The sequence below is a fragment of the Larkinella soli genome (assembly GCF_003703975.1).
In the GTDB taxonomy this organism is placed as follows: Bacteria; Bacteroidota; Bacteroidia; order Cytophagales; family Spirosomataceae; genus Larkinella; species Larkinella soli.
The window spans coordinates 239019-259174 of record NZ_QTJY01000010.1; the positions used below are offsets into that span (position 1 = coordinate 239019).

The window sequence follows — 20156 nt, forward strand, 5'->3', positions numbered from 1 at the left end:
AGCAGTTAAGTATTTTTACCCGAATGCATTCCACCAATGACAAGTAAGGCGGGTCTTAACAAGGGGCTCCTCCCGGCTGCGTTCCTGTTCTTTTTCTGCCTTGGCCGGATTCTGGCAGCACCTGTTCAACCTTTGGCTCAGAAGGGCATCCTCGATCTCCGGAACGTACGGCTTGAGACCCAACCGGTACGGCTGAACGGTGAGTGGAAATGGTATTGGCAGCAGTTACGGACGCCGGGCGCCCCCGAAACCCGGTTCGAATATACGCCCTTTCCCCGTCTGTGGAGCCGCAGCACCTGGCTCGGCAAATCGCTGTCGTCCTACGGGTATGCCACCTATTCGCTAACGATTCTCCTCCCCCGGCATTCGCAGCCGCTGGCGCTGCTGGTGCCCGACGCCTATACCTCCTACCGGCTGTATGTCAACGGAACGGAGTTCTGCCGCAGCGGCCTGCCCGGCACCAGCAAACAGGCCACCACGCCCTTCTGGTCGTCGCAGCTTCGGACGCTTCCGGCGGTGGGCGACAGCCTGAAACTGCTGCTCCAGGTGGCTAATTTCGAGCACTCCAAAGGCGGGCCGTATAAGGAGATCCGGCTGGGCCTCCGCGATCAGCTGCGGCTGACCCAGGAACAGGACCGCGCCCTCGATTTCTTTCTGGCGGGGTGTCTGTTCATGGGCGGACTTTTCTTTCTGGGCTTATACCTCTTCGGGCAGAACGACGCTTCGATCCTGTATTTTTCCCTCTTCTGCATCCTCTACAGCTACCGGATCGTCGGGACGGATCAGTATGCCCTTCATTCGCTGTTTCCGGGCCTGAACTGGAACGTCACCCTCCATCTCGAATACCTCACGCTGTTTCTGGGCGGGGCCATGTTCGCGCTCTATACCCGCTCGCTCTACCCGCAGGACGCCCATTCCCTGTTCATGAAGACGCTGGCCTGGATCTGCTTCGGTTTCACGGCCATGACCGTCCTGTTTCCGCCCCGGCTGTTCACCCACCTGATTCCGCCCTTTCTCTGGCTGATGGTGGTCTATATAGGCTATTCGACTTATGTCTACTGGATCGCGGCCAAAAACCGCCGGCCCGGAGCGGAGTATGCCGTGATGAGTACCGGGGTGCTGGCCATCGTTATCATTCTGATCACCCTCAAATACCTGGGGCTGGCTCAGCCGCCGAAAGCCGTTCTGTTTTCCGGCTATGCCCTGTTTTTCTTTCTGCAATCGCTCATTCTGTCGTTTCGTTTCGCCTTTACCCTGAAGAAGGCCAAAGAACAGGCCGAGGTGAACCTTGAAGTCAGGAGCGAGTTTCTCAGCACGATCAGCCACGAGATCCGGACGCCCCTGAGTCTGATTATCCTGCCGGTGGAACAGCTGCTGCAGGCAGCCTCTTCCGGTCCTTCCATCGCTACGGCCCAGCTCCGGAAAACGCTGCCCGCCGTATTGCGCAATGCCCGGCACCTGCTCCAGCTGATCAATCAGCTGCTCGACCTGTCGAAGCTGGAAGCAGGACGTATGAACGTTTCGGAAACGAAAGGCGACATCGGTGTTTTTATCGGCGAGCTGGTCGAATCGTTCCGGCTCGTGGCCGAAGGGAAAGGCGTCGAACTGATCTTTGAAGCCGGGGTATGCCCCGATGAGGTGGTGTTCGATTCCGATAAGCTGGAGAAAATTACCTATAACCTGCTGTCGAACGCCCTGAAGTTCACTCCCCCGGGCGGAACGGTCCGGGCCGGCCTGCAATGCGAGGCTTCAGACGCCGATTCGACGCAGCTGCGGCTGGTGATCGCCGACACCGGAACGGGCATTCCACCCGACAAACTTCCGTTTATTTTCGACCGGTTTTATCAGGTAGACAACTCGCTGACCCGGTCGTCGAGCGGTACGGGAATCGGCCTCGCGCTGGTACAGGAACTGACCCAGTTGATGAAAGGCCGCATTCAGGTCGAAAGCGAGGTCGGTCAGGGAACGACCTTTACCCTGGAACTTCCGCTCCGTCGGGCCGAACCGACACCCGTATCGGTCCCGGAGCCGCCGGTCCGGGTCGAGGTGAAGGAAACGCCCGATCTCCTCCCTGCGGACGACGAAGTGCCGGCTTCCGATCCGAACGGAGAAGAGGCCGGCCGGAAGCCGGTCATCCTGCTGGTGGAAGACAACCAGGAACTGCGCAGTTTCATGACCCAGGGCCTGTCCGGGCCGTTCCGTATCCTGACGGCGGCCGACGGTTTTTCAGGCTGGGAACTCTGCCGGAGCGAACTGCCCGATCTGGTCATCAGCGACATCATGATGCCCCGGATGAGCGGCTACAAACTCTGTCGGATGATCAAGGAAAATCCGCTGACCAGCCATATCGCCGTGGTGCTGCTGACCGCCAAATCGGCCATGGAGAGCAAAATCGAAGGGCTTTCCGCCGGTGCCAACGACTACCTCACCAAACCGTTCCATTACGATGAATTGCTGCTGCGGGTCAACAGCCTGCTGACGTATCAGAACGTCCTGCGGGAATACCACCGCCGTCAGCTCTCGCAGCCGGGGCCTTCGCAGGAAGCGAAACAGGTGGAAAACGATTTTCTCCGCAAGGTATACCAGACGCTGGAAAGCCATCTGGACAACATCCATCTATCGGTGGAGGACGTCGCAACCGAGGTAGCGATGAGTTCGCGGACGCTCAACCGCAAGCTGTTTTCGCTGACCGGCATGACCGCCCACGAAGTGATCCGGCATTACCGGCTGAAAAAGGCCGCCGAACTGCTGCAGGAGGGATATAATATATCGCAGACCGCCTATCAGATCGGCTTCAACAATGCGTCCTATTTTACCCGGATTTTCAAGGAGCATTATGGCTTTACGCCCTCTCAGTACGTGCAGGGCTATAAAAACAGCGACCAGTAGCCCGTCCGCTTATTTTCCCGGGAACAGATACTTGGTGACGATCACGAAGAAGGCCGTGACGTTCACCGTCGTGGAACCGATCAGGGCGATCGTGACGGCCTGGGGAATGTCGAGCAGCCGCAGCCCCTCGGCGATGATGATGCCGAGAATCACCACGAGCCAGCCCACAACCATCCAGAAGATCCACTGCGCGAACTTCTTCCGCTCGCTGATGTCCTGAAGCAGCCCCGCCAGCCGGGCGCGTCGCTCCTCCTCATCGTACAGATCGAACTCATTTTTGGAAAGACTGCTGTTGCGGGGGTCGGCCGCCGAGGATTCGATCAGCCGTCGGAAGGTCTCCTTGGCTTTTTCGCTGCTTTCACTCTCCGGCATCCCGTCTGATGATTTCGGTGAAATAGTCTTTGATCACATCGTTGTCGATCGGCTCCTGATCGATCAGCCCGCCCTCGTTCCGGCTCACCGACTGAAACCAGGGGGAGCCTTCGACGTGCGTCCAGTTCGAGAGTTGGATCGCGTTGAAATCCTTGGCAATATCCCAGGCGAAATGGATGGAATCCTGTGCCTGAGCGTCGAGTTCTTCATCCCAGTCGCCGGGCGGCATAGGGGTGGTGATCGGGTTGTTGCCGAAGCGTTTGAAGCGGCCGTAGACATCCGGGATCACCGGGCCGTACGACCAAGCCTGAATCTTCTCCCGGATCAGCGGTGTTTTGTGGCGGGCCAGATGCAGTCCGTGCGCCAGATAGATGAGTTTCTGCAACTTCATCGGCGTCAGCGGTTTGCCTTCGGCAATCGCCCGGTTTATAAACTGTTTGGCAATGGTCAATGCCGAGAACATACGTATCTTTTCTTTTGAGATTCCCGGCCCTCCGGCCTGATGACTTGAAAATCAACATTAAAGATACAACACGAACCCCTGATTTCCGCATCAATTTACTTAGTGCGGTTCGGGATGCTCCAGTGTCGGTTCAACGGCAGTTTTGCGGCCTCTCTTCATGAACCGGGTGAGCGAATAGGCCCGGTTCAGATAGGCGACGATATCGGTTCCGTCGTCGCTCGGAAACAGGCCCCGGGTGCCGTGCAGGGCGTTGACGAAGACGACGGCCGTCACGTCGTTCGGGAATTTCATCCAGATCGTCCGGATGCCCTGATAGCCGGAGAGCCGCAGATACCACCAGCCGTCGTGGTAGCGGATCGGCCCGTCGGTGGTGGTGCCGTTGAAACAGCCCAGCCCATTATTCAGCAGCGTATCCTTCCAGGCGGTGGTCAGCACGCCCTGGTCGGTGGTGGACAGGACGGTCGCATACAGTTTTCCGGCTTCGCGGGGAGTCAGGTGCCAGCCGTAGGCCCCCACGGTCGGGGTGAAATCACCCGCATTCCAGCCCGAAACCCCGGTATTCGGGTAACTGTAGCCATAGGTGGGATCGCCGGCCGGCTGGTTGGCACCCACGCCCGAAATGCCGACTTTTTCAAGCACGTTTTTCCGGACGTAATCCTGGTATACCTGTTGGGTCTGCTGGTCGTCGATCACATCGTCGCCGGTAAACCTATACCCCAGCACGCCCGGAATCAGCACCCGGAACAGGCCGAAGTTGGCGTTCTGATAACAGTAGTTGCCCCGGCTCCCGGCTCTGACTCCCTTGAAAACCAGTTGTCTCAGCCCATACCAGACGTTCTCGCCGTAGGCCCCGTTAGCGCAGTTGGCCCCCAGCCCGATCAGCCCGCTGCGGTGGGTCATCAGATCCCGAAAGGTAATCTGGTCGATGTTTTCCCCGCGAATCCAGGAGGGCGGCAGATAAGGGGCGATTTTGTCGGTCGTCTTCAGGCCCTTTTCGGCCGCGAGGTGCAGGAAGGCCATGGCCGTCAGCGTCTTACTCATGCTGGCGACGTGCATTTTAGTATCTAAAGTGAACGGGCGTTCGCCCTCGGGCTCACTCAGCCGGGACTTCAGGCCACCGCTGCCGGAGGCCCGGATTTCCCCTTTCTCCAGAATCACATAGGCGTAGCCGATCCGTTTAGCCTTCAGCGAGTCGTCCAGGGCTTTCCCGAAATACTCGAACCAGGTCATCGGCTTCGGCTCCACGGGGTCATCGCCCGACTTCCGGCAGCCGTCGAGCAGGGCCGCGGTGAGCAGGAGCAGAAGAGCGGTTCGGATCGGAGTACGGAGAAAGGCGGCCATCGGCTTTCATTTTTCCGGAAGTTACGAATAAACCGGCCAGGTCTTCTAACCGTTCACGAAGACAAAAAAGCCGACCAGAAACTCCGGTCGGCTTTCCCAATTATTGCGAGATTTTAGCACTATCGGGAGAGCGTCAGCGAGCGGACGAATTTGCGGCCGTCGCTGAGTCGAATGCTGTAGAAGTAAGTTCCGGCCGGCAGGTCGCGGCCGCGGTCCCGGCCATCCCAGGTATTCTGGTAGTCCTTGTCTTCCAGGATGACCGTACCGTTGCGGTCCAGAATCGTCAGTTCGGCCTTCAGCTGGCCCAGGTTCCGGATGACGAAGCGGTCGTTCACCCCGTCACCATTGGGCGAGAAACCGTCGGGGATGACAAGTTCTCCATCGGCAACTGATGGAGATGACCCAGAGCAAATGGCCTTAAACGGCTTAATGGAAAGGCTTTCAAATATGCCGCCGGCTTTGACGGCATAGGCGTCATAATCAAATTCGTTCGTACCGGATTTTAAAATGATTTCGCTAAGTCCTGAAATCGGAAATGTCTTGTCATCATTCAACTGAATGATCGACTCATCCGACCGCTGCACGTCGACGATTTCGAATTCAAGCGTTGCAATCGGCAGCCAGGAAGCTCCGACAGACGCGGCACCTTTTTCAGAGCCACTGTAAAGAATATTCAGCGAAAGAACACCCCGGGAAATGCCCTCGACCGAGCCATTCAGGGAGAGCGGCCCGTAATTGAGGTCTGGCTGGTCACCGATACTGGAAAAATGATGATGACGGACCAGTACCGGCTTGTTTACCTGCCGGGCGTCGTAGGTCAGCCGGAAGTTGGCGTTACCCATCAGGAAAGACGACTTTTCATTATGAGCCTTAATCTCAAGGGCAACCTGAATCTTCTTGCCTGCACAGTCGGTGTTCTTTAGCTGAAGTCTAAGATCGAATTGTCCGTTCTGCGCCTTCACTGTGCCCAGGAGGAGGGCAAAAAACCCAAGAAAAGATAGTGTCCGCATCATACAGTTATAGCCATTGAATTTTCATACGCACCCCCGTCCGCCGGAGAATCGGAATCCGGGCATCCGGCTAAGTACTTAGCCGGATGCCCAAACCTTGTTAATGAGGCACTTTTGAATATCTGCCGTTATTTTTCTTCCACAGAACGCTGTCGTTGAAATTGACGTCGGCATCCAGGTTAAAATCCCCATAGCGGTACTGGTCAAAGATTCCGCTTTCATCCTTCCAGAGCTTACTGTCGTAGAAGTTCACGTCGAAGTTGTCGTAGAACAGATCCTTCTTGCCGTCACCGCCGTACATCATCCACTTGCCGTCGATCTGGATCTGCCCGAACGACGGGGGATCGCTGATGGTGTAGGAATCCTGTACGGTGAAATCATAGAAGATCTTGTTGTTGGCGATCGCTACCTTCGTCGGCGACATGACCCCCATATGGTTCCGGTGCTCAATAACCACATGATACTGGCCGTCCGGAATCGTGAAGCACGGGTTGACGAAGGTGATCCGGCCGTCGTCGTGGAGCAGGCCCGCCACCCGGAACACCGGCGTGGTCGTCTGGGCATCCGTCCGCAGCGATACCAGTACCCAGTCGACGATGTCGGCGTCGTAGGTCGTCAGGGCCTCGGTTCCGGTGTAATTCCACGGAGCCGTCTTGTAAGGCTGACCGGCCGGCGTCGGAACCGCAAACTGGCCGATGGGCGTCTGGCCCGGCAGCAGGCCGCGCTGGTTGAGCGTCGTGTTCATCTTGTGGGTCGCGGTGTTGTACGGCCCTTCGAGCAGCACTTTCAGCTCCATCGTCAGACAGGTTGGGCAGGTGCCCGGGTTGACGAACAGCGGTATTTCGATGTTCGGCGACGACAGATTTCCGCTGTCGGTGACCCGGACGAAGGCCTTGTCGTTCCCCGTAAAACCGGCAACCGGTTTATAGGTGATACATACCCGGTGGGTCACGTTGTCGACCACCGCCGTGAGGCTGCCGTGCTGCGGCTGGGTCACCACCGTCACGGTATGCGTGTCGTCGGCATTCGAGTCGATGATCGGCATACAGGCCGAGGTGGTCGACGAGCAGTTCGAGACGACCGGCACGGCAGCCAGCGAGGGCGGATTCGGCAGATCGACCACCAGGATCGGCACTTCGACGGTCGTACACAGGTTCGTCTGATCGCAGATCGTGACGCAAACCTTATCCGGACCAGTGTAGCCGGCTTTCGGAAAATCTGGTCCGTATGCCAGATGAGCGGGAAACAATTATTCTGGATACGTTCCGTGTCAATGATGGTGAAGCCGATGCAGGAGACGGTGGTCCATTCGGTCGGCACGAGTTTGGGAGCTACCCCCGAGTTATTATATAAGGTATTCAGCGAGACGGTACCGACGGTGGGGCCGGCGGTGCTGCCGTTGAGGTTCTGGGGCTGATAGCGGTTGTCGGAAGCGGGGGCGATGCTGGAGAAGTTGGTTTGTTCGAGCAGGACCGGGTCCTGGATCAGCCGGGTGTCGTAGTCGAAGCGGTAGTTGGCGTCCCCCATCAGGAACGTACTGTCGGCGGTGCTGGATTTCACCTGCACGAGGATAACGGCCCTGCCGGCGCTGCAGTCGACGGATTTGACCAGGAACCGGACGTGAAACCTTCCCTTAGCCTGCTGGCCCTGGGCCAGAGCCGCCGTCATAAACACCCCGAAAAGAAGAATCAGGAGGTATAACTTCCGTCTCATAAGCGAATTATCATGAATATACAAAACTATGTACAAACAAGCCGTGCTATAGTTTCGTCCCATTGTTCTGTACGTTCGACATCGGGACGGCCGGGCTTTACTACTGTAGACTGCGGGGGCGGTAAAAAGTCACATTCCCGTCTCATTCATCCGAATTTTTCCAGTAGAATTACCGAACATCGCCGAAGCACCGAACTTACGCAACAACCATGCCAGTAATCGACTAAGGATTTCATCAGGGCGTAAATACGCTTAGTGGATAAATGTAAAATTATTCTGCGGTTGTATCAGGAGAGACGATAATCCGCCGGACCGGTTTCCGGCGGGTCAGCCGGGTTATTCCGGGCCGGCCCGGCTTCCCGGATCTTTTTGCAAAAATGATGCCGTTCGATTAACGAGGGTACGTATGTGTGCAGGTTCCCGGTTTCATAACCAATTCGTAGCTATCTTTGCGGCTTCTACATAAAAAGCTGTACCCAAGTATGTTTCTGGCCGTCGATGCAGGCAATTCCGATACCGTATTCGGATTATATGATGAGCAGGGCTGGCGTAACCTCTGGCGAACCCGGTCGTTACTGGAAGATCCGATGATGGCCTACGCGGCCGATTTTTCCTCCCTCGACCCGCTTTCGGCGGATCTGGGTTCGGTCGACCGCTACGAACGCCTGTTGCGATTGTGGTTTCTGGAAGCGGACGTACCGCTGGGGGTGGTGGATTCCATCGTCATCAGTAGCGTGGTGCCGGAACTGACGCCGACGCTGCGGACCACGATCACGCGGCTTTTCGACCGGGAGCCGGTGGTGATCGGCCCGGCGGTGTACCCGGCGCTGCCGCTGCAGATTCTGCGGCCCTACGCCATCGGCACCGACCTGGTCGCCAACGCGATGGCGGCTTTTGTGAGCTACCGGAAAAACTGCGTGGTGGTGGATTTCGGCACGGCCATGACCTTCACGACGGTTTCGGCCGAGGGGAAGATTCTGGGCGTGGCGATTGCTCCGGGCCTGAAAACCGCCGTCCGTTCGCTGTTTGCCAATACGGCCCAGCTGCCCGAGGTGCCGCTGATTCTGCCCGAATCGGCGCTCGGCACGAGCACCGCCCACGCCATCCAGGCCGGAGTCGTGCTGGGCTATGAGGGCCTGATCCGGACGCTGATCGAGCGCACCCGCGCCGAACTCGACGGCGACTGCATCGCCATCGCGACCGGCGGCCTCGTCTCGGCCATCCCGACCCTCCACGGCGAATTCGCCGACATTCGCCCTACGCTTACCCTCGACGGTATCCGGGAAATCGGACTGCGGGTGTATTGAAAAGGCCGGACCCCCCCAACCCCTCCTTGCTAAGGAGGGGCTTTGCTCCGCCGTTTATAAAGCCCTGCGAAGCCACCCCTCAGCAAGGAGGGGCCGGCGGGGGTTGATCCTCCTTTCTCCCCTTCCGCTTGCGCAGGGCTTCGTGGAGGATGAACTCGATCTGGCCGTTGACGCTCCGGAACTCCTCCTGCGCCCAGCGTTCGAGTTCCTTCATCGTCTCGGGGTTGATGCGTAATACAAAGGCTTTTTTTTCTGCCGCCATGCCTTAACTGTACAGCGTCCCCGCGTTGACGACCGGACTGACGTTTTTCTCTCCGCACAAAACGACGAGCAGATTGCTGACCATGGCAGCCCGGCGTTCCTCATCCAGATGGACGACCTGCTTTTCGGCCAGCCGGGCGAGGGCCATTTCCACCATGCCGACGGCCCCGTCGACGATCTGCTTGCGGGCGGCTACGACGGCCGTGGCCTGCTGGCGCTGGAGCATGGCCCCCGCGATTTCGGGCGCATAGGCCAGGTGGCTGATCCGGGCTTCGATAACGTCGACCCCCGCCCGCTCCAGGCGCTCGTTCAGCTCCTGTTCGAGCAGCCCGTTGATGCGGCCGGTGCTGTCGCGCAGGGTTACGGTGGCGTCTTCGTCCTCCATACTGTCGTAGGCGTTGGTGCTGGCCAGGTGGCGCACCGCGGCCTCGGACTGAATCTGGACGAACAACTGGTAGTCGTCGACCTCGAACAGGGCCCGGGCCGTATCGGCTACGCGCCAGACCACCACGGCGGCAATCTCGATGGGGTTCCCCATTTTGTCGTTCACCTTCAGCGTCTGGCCGTTGAGGTTGCGGGCCCGGAGACTGATTTTTTTCCGGGAAAACAGGGGATTCATCCAGCGCAGCCCGGTCTGTTTCATGGTGCCCATATAGTCACCGAAGAAGGTCGTCACCACGCCCTCGTTGGGGTTGATCACGGTCAGCCCGATGAGCAGGATGACCCCGGTCAGGAAGGAAATGACCGCGAGTGCCACGGCGTCGTTCAGGACGGCATAAGCCGCTACGCCAATCAGCACGAGGCCGAGCAGCAGCATCAAATAACCGGAAGCGGACGTAAGATTCTTTTCTGTCATGGTCGTAGGGATGATAGCATTTTGATAGCACAATGATAATAGAATTTTTGAATCTTCCGCACGGTTTTTGGGATGAACGGTCCGGACCACCCCCCGGCCCCCTCCTTGCCAAGGAGGGGTCGGGGGGTGGTTTTCCGCGTTAGCCGTGGTCCTGTTACCGGTTCCCCTTATATTTGCAAATCTTTTCAGATTTCAAGATGATACTGAGCGAACAGGAGATCAACCGGCGCAACAAGCGCGAGGAATTAATGCGGATGGGCATCGACCCCTACCCCGCCGAATTATTCGAGGTCAACGTGACGGCGGCCGACATCCATAAAAACTACGATCGCAACAAGACCGACTATAAAGGCATCTCCATCGCCGGGCGGCTGATGGGCTTCCGGATCATGGGCAGCGCGTCGTTTGCCGAGCTGCAGGACGCCACCGGCCGCATCCAGCTCTATTTCCGGCGCGACGACCTCTGCCCCGGCGAAGACAAATCGCTGTATAACGTCGTGTTCAAGAAATTACTCGACATCGGCGACATCATCGGCGTCAAAGGCTACGTCTTCACGACCCAGACGGGCGAAATCTCGATCCACGTCAACGAGTTCCGGTTGCTGACCAAGTCGCTGCGGCCGCTTCCGGTGGTGAAGGAGGTGGTCGACGAGCAGGGTAACCGGCAGGTCTACGACGCCTTCTCGGACCCCGAACAGCGCTACCGCCAGCGGTATGTCGATCTGATCGTCAACCCGGAAGTCCGCAACGTGTTTCTCCGGCGGACGCAGCTCGTCAACTCCATCCGGACGTTCCTGACCAACCGGGGCTATCTGGAGGTCGAGACGCCCGTTCTCCAGCCCATCCACGGCGGAGCGGCCGCCCGGCCGTTCCGGACGCACCACAACACGCTGGACATGACCCTCTATCTGCGGATCGCCAATGAGCTGTATCTCAAGCGGCTGATCGTCGGCGGCTACGACGGGGTCTTCGAGTTTGCGAAGGATTTCCGGAACGAGGGCATGAGCCGGTTCCACAACCCCGAGTTTACTCAGGTGGAGTTGTATGTGGCTTACAAGGATTATAACTGGATGATGAACCTCATCGAGGAAATGATCGAAAAAATCGCGCTGGACCTGCACGGCACCACCGAGGTGACCGTCGGCGAACACGTGATCAATTTCCAGCGGCCCTGGAAGCGCCTGACCATGTTCGAGGCCATCCGGGAATACACGGGCGTCGACGTCTCGGAAATGGGCGAGGAACAGCTTCGCGGGGTGGCCGAAAGCCGCGGCCTCGAAACCGATGCGTCGATGGGCAAATCGAAGCTGATCGACGAGCTGTTCGGCGAGGCTGTGGAACCGAATCTGATCCAGCCGACCTTCATTACGGATTACCCCGTCGAGATGTCACCCCTGACCAAGAAACACCGCAGCAAAACCGGTTTGGTCGAGCGCTTCGAGGCCATCTGCAACGGCAAGGAGATTGCCAACGCCTATTCCGAGCTGAACGACCCCATCGACCAGCGGGCCCGCTTCGAGGAGCAGCTCGAACTGGCGAAGCGGGGCGACGAGGAAGCCATGGCGATGGACGAGGATTTTCTGCGGGCGCTCGAATACGGTATGCCCCCGACGGCCGGCGTCGGCCTGGGCATCGACCGCCTGACGATGATCATGACCAACCAGCCGTCGATTCAGGATGTGCTGTTCTTCCCCCAGATGCGTCCCGAGAAAAAGGCCGAGGTCTCGACCGAAGCCGACTACGAACAGCGGGGCATCCCGGCGGGCTGGATTCCGGCCCTCCAGAAAATGGGTTACCTGAACGTCGGTCAGCTGAACGGCGCCAACCCGAACAAGATTTTCAACGACCTCGGCGGGATGCGCAAAAAACTCAAACTGGACGTGCCGATGCCGACGCCCGACGAGGTAAAGCAATGGACGGCCTCCTGACGATTGCGCTTGGAATGGTAAAAAAGCAACGGCGCCTGTCGTTGCTTTTTTATTGATATTCAGAATCTTTCATCCCTATTTTAGTACCATTCCCGGCACCCGGTTCAGCACTATCCTCAGCACAGTTTCCCGTATGGAAACCGGCACCGGTTCAAGTACTGCTCTGACTATTAAAATCAGTACCGGAACCGCCCACTGAATCCGCCACTAAAACGAAAATCGAAACGAACACGAAACTTAACTATATATTTGTATGCTTAAACAATACAACAGATATGATTTTCACCATTGGCGGTATTAAAGGAGGGAGCGGAAAAACCACCGTGGCCGTGAACCTCACCCTGCGGCTGGCCCGGCTCCCGCCCGACGTTCTGCTGGTCGACGCCGACGATCAGGAGACGGCCACCGACTTTACGGCCTGGCGGGATGAAACCCTGAACGGCGCCACGAACTACACGGCGGTAAAGCTGACGGGCGAGTCCGTCCGGAGCCAGATACTGAAACTGCGCGACAAATACGATTATGTCGTGATCGACACCGGCGGCCGCGACACCACCAGCCAGCGGGCCGCCCTCTCGGTGTCGGATGTCTACCTGGTGCCCTTCAACCCGCGCAGCTTCGACATCTGGACGCTCCAGCGGGTCGAGCAACTGATCCTGGAAATCCAGGCCGTCCGGACCGTTCCGCTCAGGGCCTTCGCTTTCCTGAACCGCGCCGACTTCAAGGGCAGTGACAACCGGGATGCCGCCGACCTACTCAGCCGCTCGGAACCGCTTCTGTTTCTGGATACCTCTCTGGGCAACCGCAAAGCGTTCTCCCACGCGTCCGCCCGGGGCCTCAGCGTCACCGAACTCACCCCACCCGACCCCAAAGCCGTCGCGGAAACGGAGCGCCTGTTCCAAGCCCTCCTGACCCACACCCACCCCAGGCCCTAAGCGCACCAACCCTCCCCATTGTGAACCCACCCGGTTTTGTCATCCCGACCCTTTTTGTCCTCCCGAAATGGTTAGTCATCCCGAAATGGTTAGTCATCCCGACGCAGGAAGAATCCTGTGCTTCGGCCCTCAGGTAGATGGGCATGCGTTGCTACAGCCTTCCTCCAACAGCCGGAAACCACCCCCAGCCCCCTCCTTGCTAAGGAGGGGGTGGCTTCGCAATTTTTGAAAATTGGCAGCGCACTCCCCCTCCTTAGCAAGGAGGGGGCTGGGGGTGGTCCTCCCCTTCGGCATCCAATCAGACCTGTCGCACACAAGATCCCTACTGCGTCAGGAGGACAAAAGAATCCGGGAGGACAAAACCGTTGGGATGACAAAACCGGCCGGTCGGCGAGCCTGCGTCGGAAGGGCGAAGCGAGTTGGAGAAAGACCTGTCTTATAATTATTCAACTTTCGTTATTTACACAACCATGGCCATTTCAGGTCCACCTAAACGAAAAACCGTACCTTTGGCTCCGGTATCGGAGGAGAAGGTACGGGCAGTTATCAATCGGGGCGGGTCGCCACCGATTCTGCCGGACGAAGCCGGAGTGTCGTTCAAAGCCGTCAACGTCAAGCTGACCGCAGGCGAACTGGCGACGATCCGGCAACTGCGCGAACAACGCCCCCGCTCCGGCCGAACCCGCAAAATCACCATCTCGGTCCACGACTGGATCGTGGAAGCGGTGCAGGAAAAGATCGAACGCGAAAAACGCCGGTATGGGCTCTGACCCACCGGCCACCCGCTTATGAGTACCTTTCAGGACACGAAAGAACAGCTCTACGCCCGCTGCCTCGACGTGGTTCGGCAGCGTATCGACACGGCCCGGGCGGCCATGGAAGCGGCTCAGGCGGCCGCCAACGAGGAATCCAAAAGCAGTGCGGGCGACAAATACGAAACCGGCCGGGCCATGGCCCAGATCGAGCGCGATCAGCACGCCCGCCAGCTCGCCGAGGCCCTGCGGCTCCAGCAGGAACTGGCCCGCATCGACATCGGGAAGCCGACGCCGGCGGTGCAGCCGGGCAGTGTCGTCCTGACCGACCAGGGCAATTATTTCATCGCCGTCGGCGCCGGCCGGATCACCCTCGGCCAGACCGACTATTTCGCCGTCTCGGCCGCGTCGCCGGTCGGCACCGTCCTGAGCAACCGCCGGGCCGGCGACCGGGTGCTGCTTCACCAGAAGCCGATCCTGATCCGCGACGTGTTCTGAGGAGCGCGGAACAACAAAAAACCCCGGACATCGGGTCCGGGGTTTTTATTTCGACGAAGGAACCGTCGCTTAGTACGCCCCTTCCAATTTTTTCACTTTCACGGCGTTAAGGCCTTTTTTTCCTTCAATCACCTCGAACGTTACGCGGTCTTTTTCCCGTATGGTAGTACCATTCAGGCCAGTGATGTGAACGAAAATGTCGCGATTCGTATCGTCCTCGACGATGAACCCGTAGCCTTTGCTCTCGTTGAAGAACTTGACTGTACCTGTTTGCATAAAACTTAAAAAATTAAGAAAAAGAAAAAATTACTCTTTGTGGGCACTAAAAATTAAGCTTGTCAAACAGGTACCAATCTGTACGCATAGGGGCGTTACGGGTGGAACTGTCCGTATCTTCCACAGACTTTTATTTATCAGTGGTATTTACTTGTCTAAGAACGAACGACTAAGTAAACACAAAGTAACAAAAATCGGAAAAAACTACTGAAAAATTTTTTCTGGGACCTCTTTGTCAAATTTAAAGAAAGGATACGATAAAACCCATTTCCAAAAAATAAGTAATTTTAACAATCCGTTATCGGGATTGTTGAATCGGAAGCTACGGTTTATCTTTGATCGTCATGAATAAGCTCAGGTACTTTGTCGAAAGTCAGGCATTTGGCGTCTGTACCCGCCTGGGAGAGAAGATGAATATCTCGGCCAGCAGCATCCGGCTTTATTTCATCTACACGTCATGCCTCACCTTTGGATCGCCCGTGATCCTTTATCTCATCATGGCCTTCTGGATGGAGATGAACAAGCACCTGCGTCGGCATAATCACCCGACGGTCTGGGAATTGTGATGCGGGGAAGCGGTAGTTTACGGAAAACCGTTCGGGTGTTTACCGGGACGGTTCAGTGGTTTCCGTCCAGTTCGTCGAACGTCTTTCTCCCTTTTACGAAATACTGCCACACGATGCTGCGCGGATAAATCTGCCGGTGTACAATCCGGTTGTTGCGCAGGTCGGCCAGGGCGTTGCGTTGCCGGCGCAGATAGGGCAGCCAGGAATAAAAGGCGTAGTGCGCCTTCAGAATCGCCAGCACATCCCGCCAGTGCCCCCCGGCCAGGAGCCGCATTCCCGAGAAGCCGTCGAGCACCAGCCGGATCAGGATGTTGAGAAACACGTTCCGGGTGGGCAGGTTCTTGTACAGCATCGCCAGGCTGTTGCGGTAATTGAGCAGGGTCTTGTTGGGATTGGATTTGGGCAGCGTGCCTCCGCCGACGTGGTAAACGACGGAGTCCGGGCAATACCAGACCTGATAACCGGCGTTCTTGACCCGCCAGCACCAGTCGATTTCTTCCATGTGGGCAAAAAAGCGCGGGTCGAAACCGCCCAGCCGGTGAAACACTTCCGACCGGACGAGCATACAGGCGCCGGTGGCCCAGAATACCTCGCGGGCGTCGTCAAACTGGCCGCGATCCTCCTCGATGGTGTCGAACAGCCGGCCCCGGCAGAACGGGTAGCCGAGATAGTCGATATACCCCCCGGCCGCCCCGGCGTACTCAAAATAACCGGGTGCCGGAAAGGCGCGTATTTTGGGCTGGCAGGCCGCCACCTCCGGATGCGCTTCCATAAACGCCCGCAACGGACCGATCCAGTCGGGCGTCACTTCCACGTCGGAATTGAGCAGGACGTAGTAGGTGGCGCGGATCTGCTTCAGGGCGGCATTGTATCCACCTGCGTAACCGAGGTTGACCGGCAGACGAATCAGCCGGACCTCCGGAAACTGCGCCTGCAGAAGCGCCACCGAATCGTCGGTCGAATGATTGTCGGCCACGTAAACCGGGCAGCCGTCGGAGCAGGAAAGCACCGACGGTAAAAACTGACTGAGAAAACTCCTGCCGTTATAATTTAAAATAACGATCGCCACCTGATCCATGCCTTACGACATCAGGTTTCCCAGGTCGAAGCCCGGAATGTTGGGCAGGAGGCCTTCGGTGGCTTTCTGAAGATGATCCTTGATTTTCCCTTCGACATTCTCAAGCGCCTTGTTGGTGGCGGCCACCACCAAGTCCTGCAGCATCTCCCGGTCGTCGGGCCGGATCAGATCGGCGTCGATCTCCAGCCGGATAACCTGTTTGAGGCCGTTGACGGTCACGCGGACCATTCCGGCACCCGATTCTCCCGACTCGGTGATCGTATTCAGGCTGCCCTGGGCTTCTTTCAGCCGTGCCTGAAACTCCTTCACCTTGCCGAACATATCCATCATGTTGAACATATCCTTACCAGACGAACACCGTCCGTCTCCCGTTAAAATTTCAAAGAATGCAAAGGTAATACAAAGAAACGGACGAAGTGTTCCGACCCGGTTATCGAATTAACAATACCGAACCCGTCTTCACGGTTTGCCGGCCGTCCTGAGTCCGCATCACGATCTTGTAGGCATAGGTACCCGGCAGCGCGGGCCGGCCGTCGAGGGTACCGTCCCAGCCGTCGCGGCTGTCGGTCCGGAAGATCACCTCGCCCCAGCGGTTGAAAACCGTCATCTGAATGGACTCGAAGGTTACGCTTCCCTTCAGCTCGAAGCGGTCGTTGACGGCATCATCGTTGGGCGTGAAGGCATCGGGAACGAAAACACGCGGGGCAATGGTGAACTCGTAGACGTTCGAATAACTCGCCAGCCCCGATCGGGAGACGGCCTTGACCCGATACCGGTACCGATCCACCGCCGGATCGTCGCGTCCGGGCGTATAGGACGTTTGCTTTCCGACATCCTCCTGACTCAGGATCAGACCCGTTTCGTCCATCTTTTCGATGACGTAATGGTCGACCTCCTCGTCGGAAAACGGTGAGCCGGCGGTCCAGCTGAGGCTGGTGGCGGAGCCGGCGCTCAGATAAACCGTGCAGGCCGATGGCGTGGGCTGCGAGTTGACTCCGCAGGCATTCTGATACACGACCTGGTAGCAATACGACTGCCGGTCGGGCTGCACCCCGCCGTCCTGGTGAATGTTCCGGCTGACCTCCTCGCCCGTCGGGGCATACGAACCGCCCGGGCCGGTATTCCGGTAGACCAGCATCATGTAGGTGGCCGGGAGGGCCTGGGGCGGCAAGGCCCGCAGGTCGACCCGGTTGTCGCTGTTGACCGAAACCAGCACCGTCCGGAACGGGGGCGGCACATTCGACGACTGGGCCGTCGTACACTTCCGGTCGGAAACGATCTCGGTCTTTCCGGCCACCGCCGTTACCTGATAACAGTATTCGACGTTGCACTCCAGCCCCTGCGTATCGTTGAACGACCCGGCCGACACCTGGTCGAAACTGTTCAGTTCAGCGCCGTTGCGGGTCAGCCGGTAATACCGGAATTCCAGGGGATTGACGGTGATCGGCGTCCAGCGAACCTCGTTGCGCTGGTCGCGCGGGGTTACTTCCAGACCGATACTGCACACCTCCTCCGACGCCACCGAACGGCCGCAGGCGTCCTGCGAAACCACTTTGAAGCAGGTCGGGTGGGCGGTCACGTCGGGAATCTGGAGGGTGCCGCTGCCGGTCCGGGTCAGGGGGGTCGTCTCGAAAACCCCGGCCGCATTTTTCTTCTGCACCGTCACCACCTGCCCTGCGGGGGCCTGTACGTCGAGCGTTACGGTGGAGCCGCTGGTGGCTAAACGGGTAATGACCGGCTGCGTCAGCGGGCTGCCCGGCCGGGTTTCCAGCAGGGTGGTTCCTCCGCAGTTGACGGCGCGGTATCGACCGCTGACGGCGACGACCCGGGGCGAGCTGTCGGTATAGGTATGGATGATGCCGGAGAGGTTGGTTTTCGGGAGGGTCTGCAGCCCGCCGGCGTCCCCCCAGTCGACCACGAACTCGTCGTACTGTGCGGCTACGGCATTGTCGACGATGGTGAGCTGGACCTGGCCGTTGGCGCAGCTGGTGAGCCGGATGTCGGGCGGAGTCGCGTCCAGCACCTCGATTTCCTGGCAGGCCACGGAGCCGGTCCCGCCGGTACTGCCGACCTGAAGAATGCGGTATTTCCCCGGTTTCGTATACGTATAGGTAACCTGACTGACGCCGTTAGTCGGCTCGCCGTTTTTATATTCATAGATATACTGAACATTTTCCGGGCCGGTGGTATTGGTGACCGTGACGGTCAGCGGGGCGCAGCCTCTGGCCTTGTCGACGGTGAAGCCGCCCCGGGTAGCATTGGCGGGCGGGTTGGCGCAGTAATCGTTGCTTGTTTGAGCAAACGTTTGAGCGGACAGGAAAAGACTGCTCACGGCCATCATGAACCGCAGCCGGAATCGGGCAGACTGTAAAAGAGCGGATGACCGGAACCTGAAAGCTCTCACGGAAGGTAAAATATTCGTTCGCTACCGATACTATTTTTCCTTAGAACGACTGAAGTCCGAATTTAGCATATCGAACGTATCTTTGCCAAACAATGTTCATGCACTAAGCCGCCGAAGCGGCTGTTTCCTCCCATTGCCAACCTGCTATGATGAGCAATAATAGTACCAATTCTGCCATAAAACTGGATCGGATCGAAGACGCGATCCAGGACATCCGCGACGGAAAGATCATCATCGTCGTCGACGACGAAGACCGTGAGAACGAAGGAGATATGATCTGCGCGGCCGAAAAGATCACGCCTGAAATGGTCAATTTCATGGTCAGGGAAGGCCGGGGCCTGATGTGTGCTCCGCTGACGGAAGACCGCTGCCACGAGCTGGGCCTCGAAATGATGGTCGGGAACAATACCTCGGTCCATACGACCCCGTTTACCGTCTCGGTCGATCTGCTGGGCCACGGCTGCACGACGGGAATCTCGGCCGGCGACCGGTCGAAAACCATCCGGGCGCTCGTAGACCCCGAAACCACCCCCGAAGACCTGGGCCGCCCCGGCCACATCTTCCCGCTGCGGGCCGTCGACGGCGGGGTGCTGCGCCGGTCGGGCCACACCGAAGCCGCCGTCGATTTTGCGCGGCTGGCGGGTTTGTCGCCGGCGGGCGTTCTGATCGAGGTGCTGAACGAAGACGGGACGATGGCCCGGCTGCCGCAGCTCCGTGAAATCGCCGACAAGTTCGGCATGAAGCTCGTCAGCATTCAGGACCTGATCGAATACCGCCTGCGGAAAGAAAGCCTGATCAAACGGGAGATCGGCGTCGATATGCCTACCGAGTGGGGCCACTTCGAACTGATCGCCTACAAACAGATCAAAACCGGCGATACGCACCTGGCCCTGATCAAGGGAACCTGGGAGAAAAACGAACCGGTGATGGTGCGCGTCCACTCGTCCTGCGTTACGGGCGACATTTTCGGTTCCTGCCGCTGCGACTGTGGGGGGCAGCTCCACACGGCCATGGAGATGGTTGAGCGGGAGGGCAGGGGCGTGGTGCTGTATATGTTCCAGGAGGGGCGCGGCATCGGGCTGATGAATAAGCTCAAAGCCTATAAATTACAGGAGATGGGACGCGATACGGTCGATGCCAACCTTGAACTCGGCCTGCCGATGGATGCCCGGGATTACGGCGTCGGGGCTCAGATTCTGCGGGACCTCGGCATTACGAAACTCCGGCTGATCTCCAACAACCCCAAAAAACGGGCGGGCCTGATGGGCTACGGGCTGGAGATTGTCGACACCATCCCCATTCAGATACGTCCGAACCCGTACAATGAAAATTACCTGCGCACCAAGCGCGACAAAATGGGCCACGAACTGAACCACCTGACGGATCAGGTCGGCTGAAAAGAAACCCCGCCCGCAAGGCGGGGTTTCTTTTTTATGGTCCCCACGCAACCCTATCCATCCAATATACGTATCGGCGGTGAATCGATTCAACAGGTAATCAGTACTCA

General features: G+C 58.2%; 20 protein-coding genes. 8 read left to right on the forward strand and 12 right to left on the reverse strand.

Translation table 11 applies throughout. The features are described 5' to 3' along the window. Window positions 1-132: 132 nt before the first annotated feature. Window positions 133-2889, forward strand: a complete 2757-nt coding sequence (locus tag DX909_RS18380) for an ATP-binding protein (protein ID WP_164851327.1) — start codon at window positions 133-135, stop codon at window positions 2887-2889. Between the two features lie 9 nt (window positions 2890-2898). On the opposite strand, the gene DX909_RS18385 is transcribed toward DX909_RS18380, so the two are convergent. From DX909_RS18385 to DX909_RS29935, 6 genes are all read right to left on the reverse strand, one after another. Continuing rightward, the gene (locus tag DX909_RS18385; protein WP_128546657.1) at window positions 2899-3261 is read right to left on the reverse strand and encodes a hypothetical protein; all 363 of its coding nucleotides are present in this window, start codon (window positions 3259-3261) and stop codon (window positions 2899-2901) included. Then, complete coding sequence (locus DX909_RS18390) at window positions 3248-3724, reverse strand: Panacea domain-containing protein (RefSeq protein WP_128546658.1); 477 nt, start codon at window positions 3722-3724, stop codon at window positions 3248-3250. Before DX909_RS18390 ends, DX909_RS18385 begins: the two co-directional genes overlap by 14 nt. A gap of 99 nt (window positions 3725-3823) precedes the next feature. Further along, entirely contained in the window at window positions 3824-5065 is a 1242-nt protein-coding gene (locus tag DX909_RS18395; RefSeq protein WP_128546659.1) for a serine hydrolase domain-containing protein, read from the reverse strand. A 119-nt stretch (window positions 5066-5184) separates the two neighbouring features. Next, entirely contained in the window at window positions 5185-6078 is an 894-nt protein-coding gene (locus DX909_RS18400) for a T9SS type B sorting domain-containing protein (RefSeq protein ID WP_128546660.1), read from the reverse strand. A gap of 97 nt (window positions 6079-6175) precedes the next feature. Beyond that, the gene (locus tag DX909_RS18405; protein ID WP_128546661.1) at window positions 6176-7120 is read right to left on the reverse strand and encodes an Ig-like domain-containing protein; all 945 of its coding nucleotides are present in this window, start codon (window positions 7118-7120) and stop codon (window positions 6176-6178) included. Further along, window positions 7078-7788, reverse strand: a complete 711-nt coding sequence (locus tag DX909_RS29935; protein WP_128546662.1) for a hypothetical protein — start codon at window positions 7786-7788, stop codon at window positions 7078-7080. The genes DX909_RS18405 and DX909_RS29935 overlap by 43 nt, the downstream gene beginning before the upstream one ends. Window positions 7789-8270: 482 nt before the next feature. On the opposite strand from DX909_RS29935, the gene DX909_RS18415 reads away from it, so the two are divergent. Further along, a complete protein-coding gene (locus tag DX909_RS18415) occupies window positions 8271-9095 on the forward strand; it encodes a type III pantothenate kinase (RefSeq protein ID WP_128546698.1) in 825 nt (274 codons plus the stop codon). 79 nt (window positions 9096-9174) lie between these two features. Here the strand turns inward: DX909_RS18415 and DX909_RS18420 are convergent, their stop codons facing one another. Continuing rightward, on the reverse strand, window positions 9175-9357 hold the full coding sequence (locus tag DX909_RS18420; RefSeq protein ID WP_128546663.1) for a type II toxin-antitoxin system antitoxin: 183 nt from the start codon (window positions 9355-9357) through the stop codon (window positions 9175-9177). Window positions 9358-9360: 3 nt separating this feature from the next. After that, window positions 9361-10212 carry an SPFH domain-containing protein gene (locus DX909_RS18425; RefSeq protein ID WP_164851329.1) on the reverse strand — a complete coding sequence of 284 codons (852 nt, stop codon included), beginning with the start codon at window positions 10210-10212 and terminating at the stop codon, window positions 9361-9363. 197 nt (window positions 10213-10409) lie between these two features. Between DX909_RS18425 and lysS the strand changes: the two genes are divergently transcribed. The 4 genes from lysS (at window position 10410) to DX909_RS18445 (ending at window position 14325) form a co-directional block, all read left to right on the forward strand. Continuing rightward, the gene (lysS, locus tag DX909_RS18430; protein ID WP_128546664.1) at window positions 10410-12140 is read left to right on the forward strand and encodes a lysine--tRNA ligase; all 1731 of its coding nucleotides are present in this window, start codon (window positions 10410-10412) and stop codon (window positions 12138-12140) included. A gap of 275 nt (window positions 12141-12415) precedes the next feature. Beyond that, on the forward strand, window positions 12416-13075 hold the full coding sequence (locus DX909_RS18435; protein WP_128546665.1) for an AAA family ATPase: 660 nt from the start codon (window positions 12416-12418) through the stop codon (window positions 13073-13075). A 509-nt stretch (window positions 13076-13584) separates the two neighbouring features. Then, window positions 13585-13845 carry a hypothetical protein gene (locus DX909_RS18440; RefSeq protein WP_128546666.1) on the forward strand — a complete coding sequence of 87 codons (261 nt, stop codon included), beginning with the start codon at window positions 13585-13587 and terminating at the stop codon, window positions 13843-13845. A gap of 18 nt (window positions 13846-13863) precedes the next feature. Next, window positions 13864-14325, forward strand: a complete 462-nt coding sequence (locus tag DX909_RS18445; protein ID WP_128546667.1) for a 3-oxoacyl-ACP synthase — start codon at window positions 13864-13866, stop codon at window positions 14323-14325. A 69-nt stretch (window positions 14326-14394) separates the two neighbouring features. Here DX909_RS18445 and DX909_RS18450 read toward each other — a convergent pair whose 3' ends face one another. Beyond that, window positions 14395-14601 (reverse strand): cold-shock protein, encoded by a 207-nt coding sequence (locus DX909_RS18450; protein ID WP_128546668.1) that lies wholly within the window; start codon window positions 14599-14601, stop codon window positions 14395-14397. Between the two features lie 344 nt (window positions 14602-14945). On the opposite strand from DX909_RS18450, the gene DX909_RS18455 reads away from it, so the two are divergent. After that, window positions 14946-15167, forward strand: coding sequence for a PspC domain-containing protein (locus tag DX909_RS18455; RefSeq protein WP_128546669.1), 222 nt, complete (start codon window positions 14946-14948; stop codon window positions 15165-15167). Window positions 15168-15219: 52 nt separating this feature from the next. Here the strand turns inward: DX909_RS18455 and DX909_RS18460 are convergent, their stop codons facing one another. The 3 genes from DX909_RS18460 to DX909_RS18470 form a co-directional block, all read right to left on the reverse strand. Further along, the gene (locus DX909_RS18460; protein WP_128546670.1) at window positions 15220-16245 is read right to left on the reverse strand and encodes a glycosyltransferase family 2 protein; all 1026 of its coding nucleotides are present in this window, start codon (window positions 16243-16245) and stop codon (window positions 15220-15222) included. Between the two features lie 3 nt (window positions 16246-16248). After that, the gene (locus tag DX909_RS18465) at window positions 16249-16584 is read right to left on the reverse strand and encodes a YbaB/EbfC family nucleoid-associated protein (protein ID WP_128546671.1); all 336 of its coding nucleotides are present in this window, start codon (window positions 16582-16584) and stop codon (window positions 16249-16251) included. A gap of 91 nt (window positions 16585-16675) precedes the next feature. After that, on the reverse strand, window positions 16676-18649 hold the full coding sequence (locus DX909_RS18470; protein WP_128546672.1) for a T9SS type B sorting domain-containing protein: 1974 nt from the start codon (window positions 18647-18649) through the stop codon (window positions 16676-16678). A 149-nt stretch (window positions 18650-18798) separates the two neighbouring features. Between DX909_RS18470 and DX909_RS18475 the strand changes: the two genes are divergently transcribed. After that, the gene (locus tag DX909_RS18475; protein ID WP_128546700.1) at window positions 18799-20046 is read left to right on the forward strand and encodes a bifunctional 3,4-dihydroxy-2-butanone-4-phosphate synthase/GTP cyclohydrolase II; all 1248 of its coding nucleotides are present in this window, start codon (window positions 18799-18801) and stop codon (window positions 20044-20046) included. Window positions 20047-20156 lie beyond the last annotated feature (110 nt).

Coding starts and splice junctions, on each gene's coding strand:
- DX909_RS18385 (WP_128546657.1), bottom strand. CDS start 3,261: ATGCCGGAGAGTGAAAGCAGCGAAAAAGCCAAGGAGACCTTCCGACGG.
- DX909_RS18390 (WP_128546658.1), bottom strand. CDS start 3,724: ATGTTCTCGGCATTGACCATTGCCAAACAGTTTATAAACCGGGCGATT.
- DX909_RS18395 (WP_128546659.1), bottom strand. CDS start 5,065: ATGGCCGCCTTTCTCCGTACTCCGATCCGAACCGCTCTTCTGCTCCTG.
- DX909_RS18400 (WP_128546660.1), bottom strand. CDS start 6,078: ATGATGCGGACACTATCTTTTCTTGGGTTTTTTGCCCTCCTCCTGGGC.
- DX909_RS18405 (WP_128546661.1), bottom strand. CDS start 7,120: ATGCCGATCATCGACTCGAATGCCGACGACACGCATACCGTGACGGTG.
- DX909_RS29935 (WP_128546662.1), bottom strand. CDS start 7,788: ATGAGACGGAAGTTATACCTCCTGATTCTTCTTTTCGGGGTGTTTATG.
- DX909_RS18415 (WP_128546698.1), top strand. CDS start 8,271: ATGTTTCTGGCCGTCGATGCAGGCAATTCCGATACCGTATTCGGATTA.
- DX909_RS18420 (WP_128546663.1), bottom strand. CDS start 9,357: ATGGCGGCAGAAAAAAAAGCCTTTGTATTACGCATCAACCCCGAGACG.
- DX909_RS18425 (WP_164851329.1), bottom strand. CDS start 10,212: ATGACAGAAAAGAATCTTACGTCCGCTTCCGGTTATTTGATGCTGCTG.
- lysS (WP_128546664.1), top strand. CDS start 10,410: ATGATACTGAGCGAACAGGAGATCAACCGGCGCAACAAGCGCGAGGAA.
- DX909_RS18435 (WP_128546665.1), top strand. CDS start 12,416: ATGATTTTCACCATTGGCGGTATTAAAGGAGGGAGCGGAAAAACCACC.
- DX909_RS18445 (WP_128546667.1), top strand. CDS start 13,864: ATGAGTACCTTTCAGGACACGAAAGAACAGCTCTACGCCCGCTGCCTC.
- DX909_RS18450 (WP_128546668.1), bottom strand. CDS start 14,601: ATGCAAACAGGTACAGTCAAGTTCTTCAACGAGAGCAAAGGCTACGGG.
- DX909_RS18455 (WP_128546669.1), top strand. CDS start 14,946: ATGAATAAGCTCAGGTACTTTGTCGAAAGTCAGGCATTTGGCGTCTGT.
- DX909_RS18460 (WP_128546670.1), bottom strand. CDS start 16,245: ATGGATCAGGTGGCGATCGTTATTTTAAATTATAACGGCAGGAGTTTT.
- DX909_RS18465 (WP_128546671.1), bottom strand. CDS start 16,584: ATGTTCAACATGATGGATATGTTCGGCAAGGTGAAGGAGTTTCAGGCA.
- DX909_RS18475 (WP_128546700.1), top strand. CDS start 18,799: ATGAGCAATAATAGTACCAATTCTGCCATAAAACTGGATCGGATCGAA.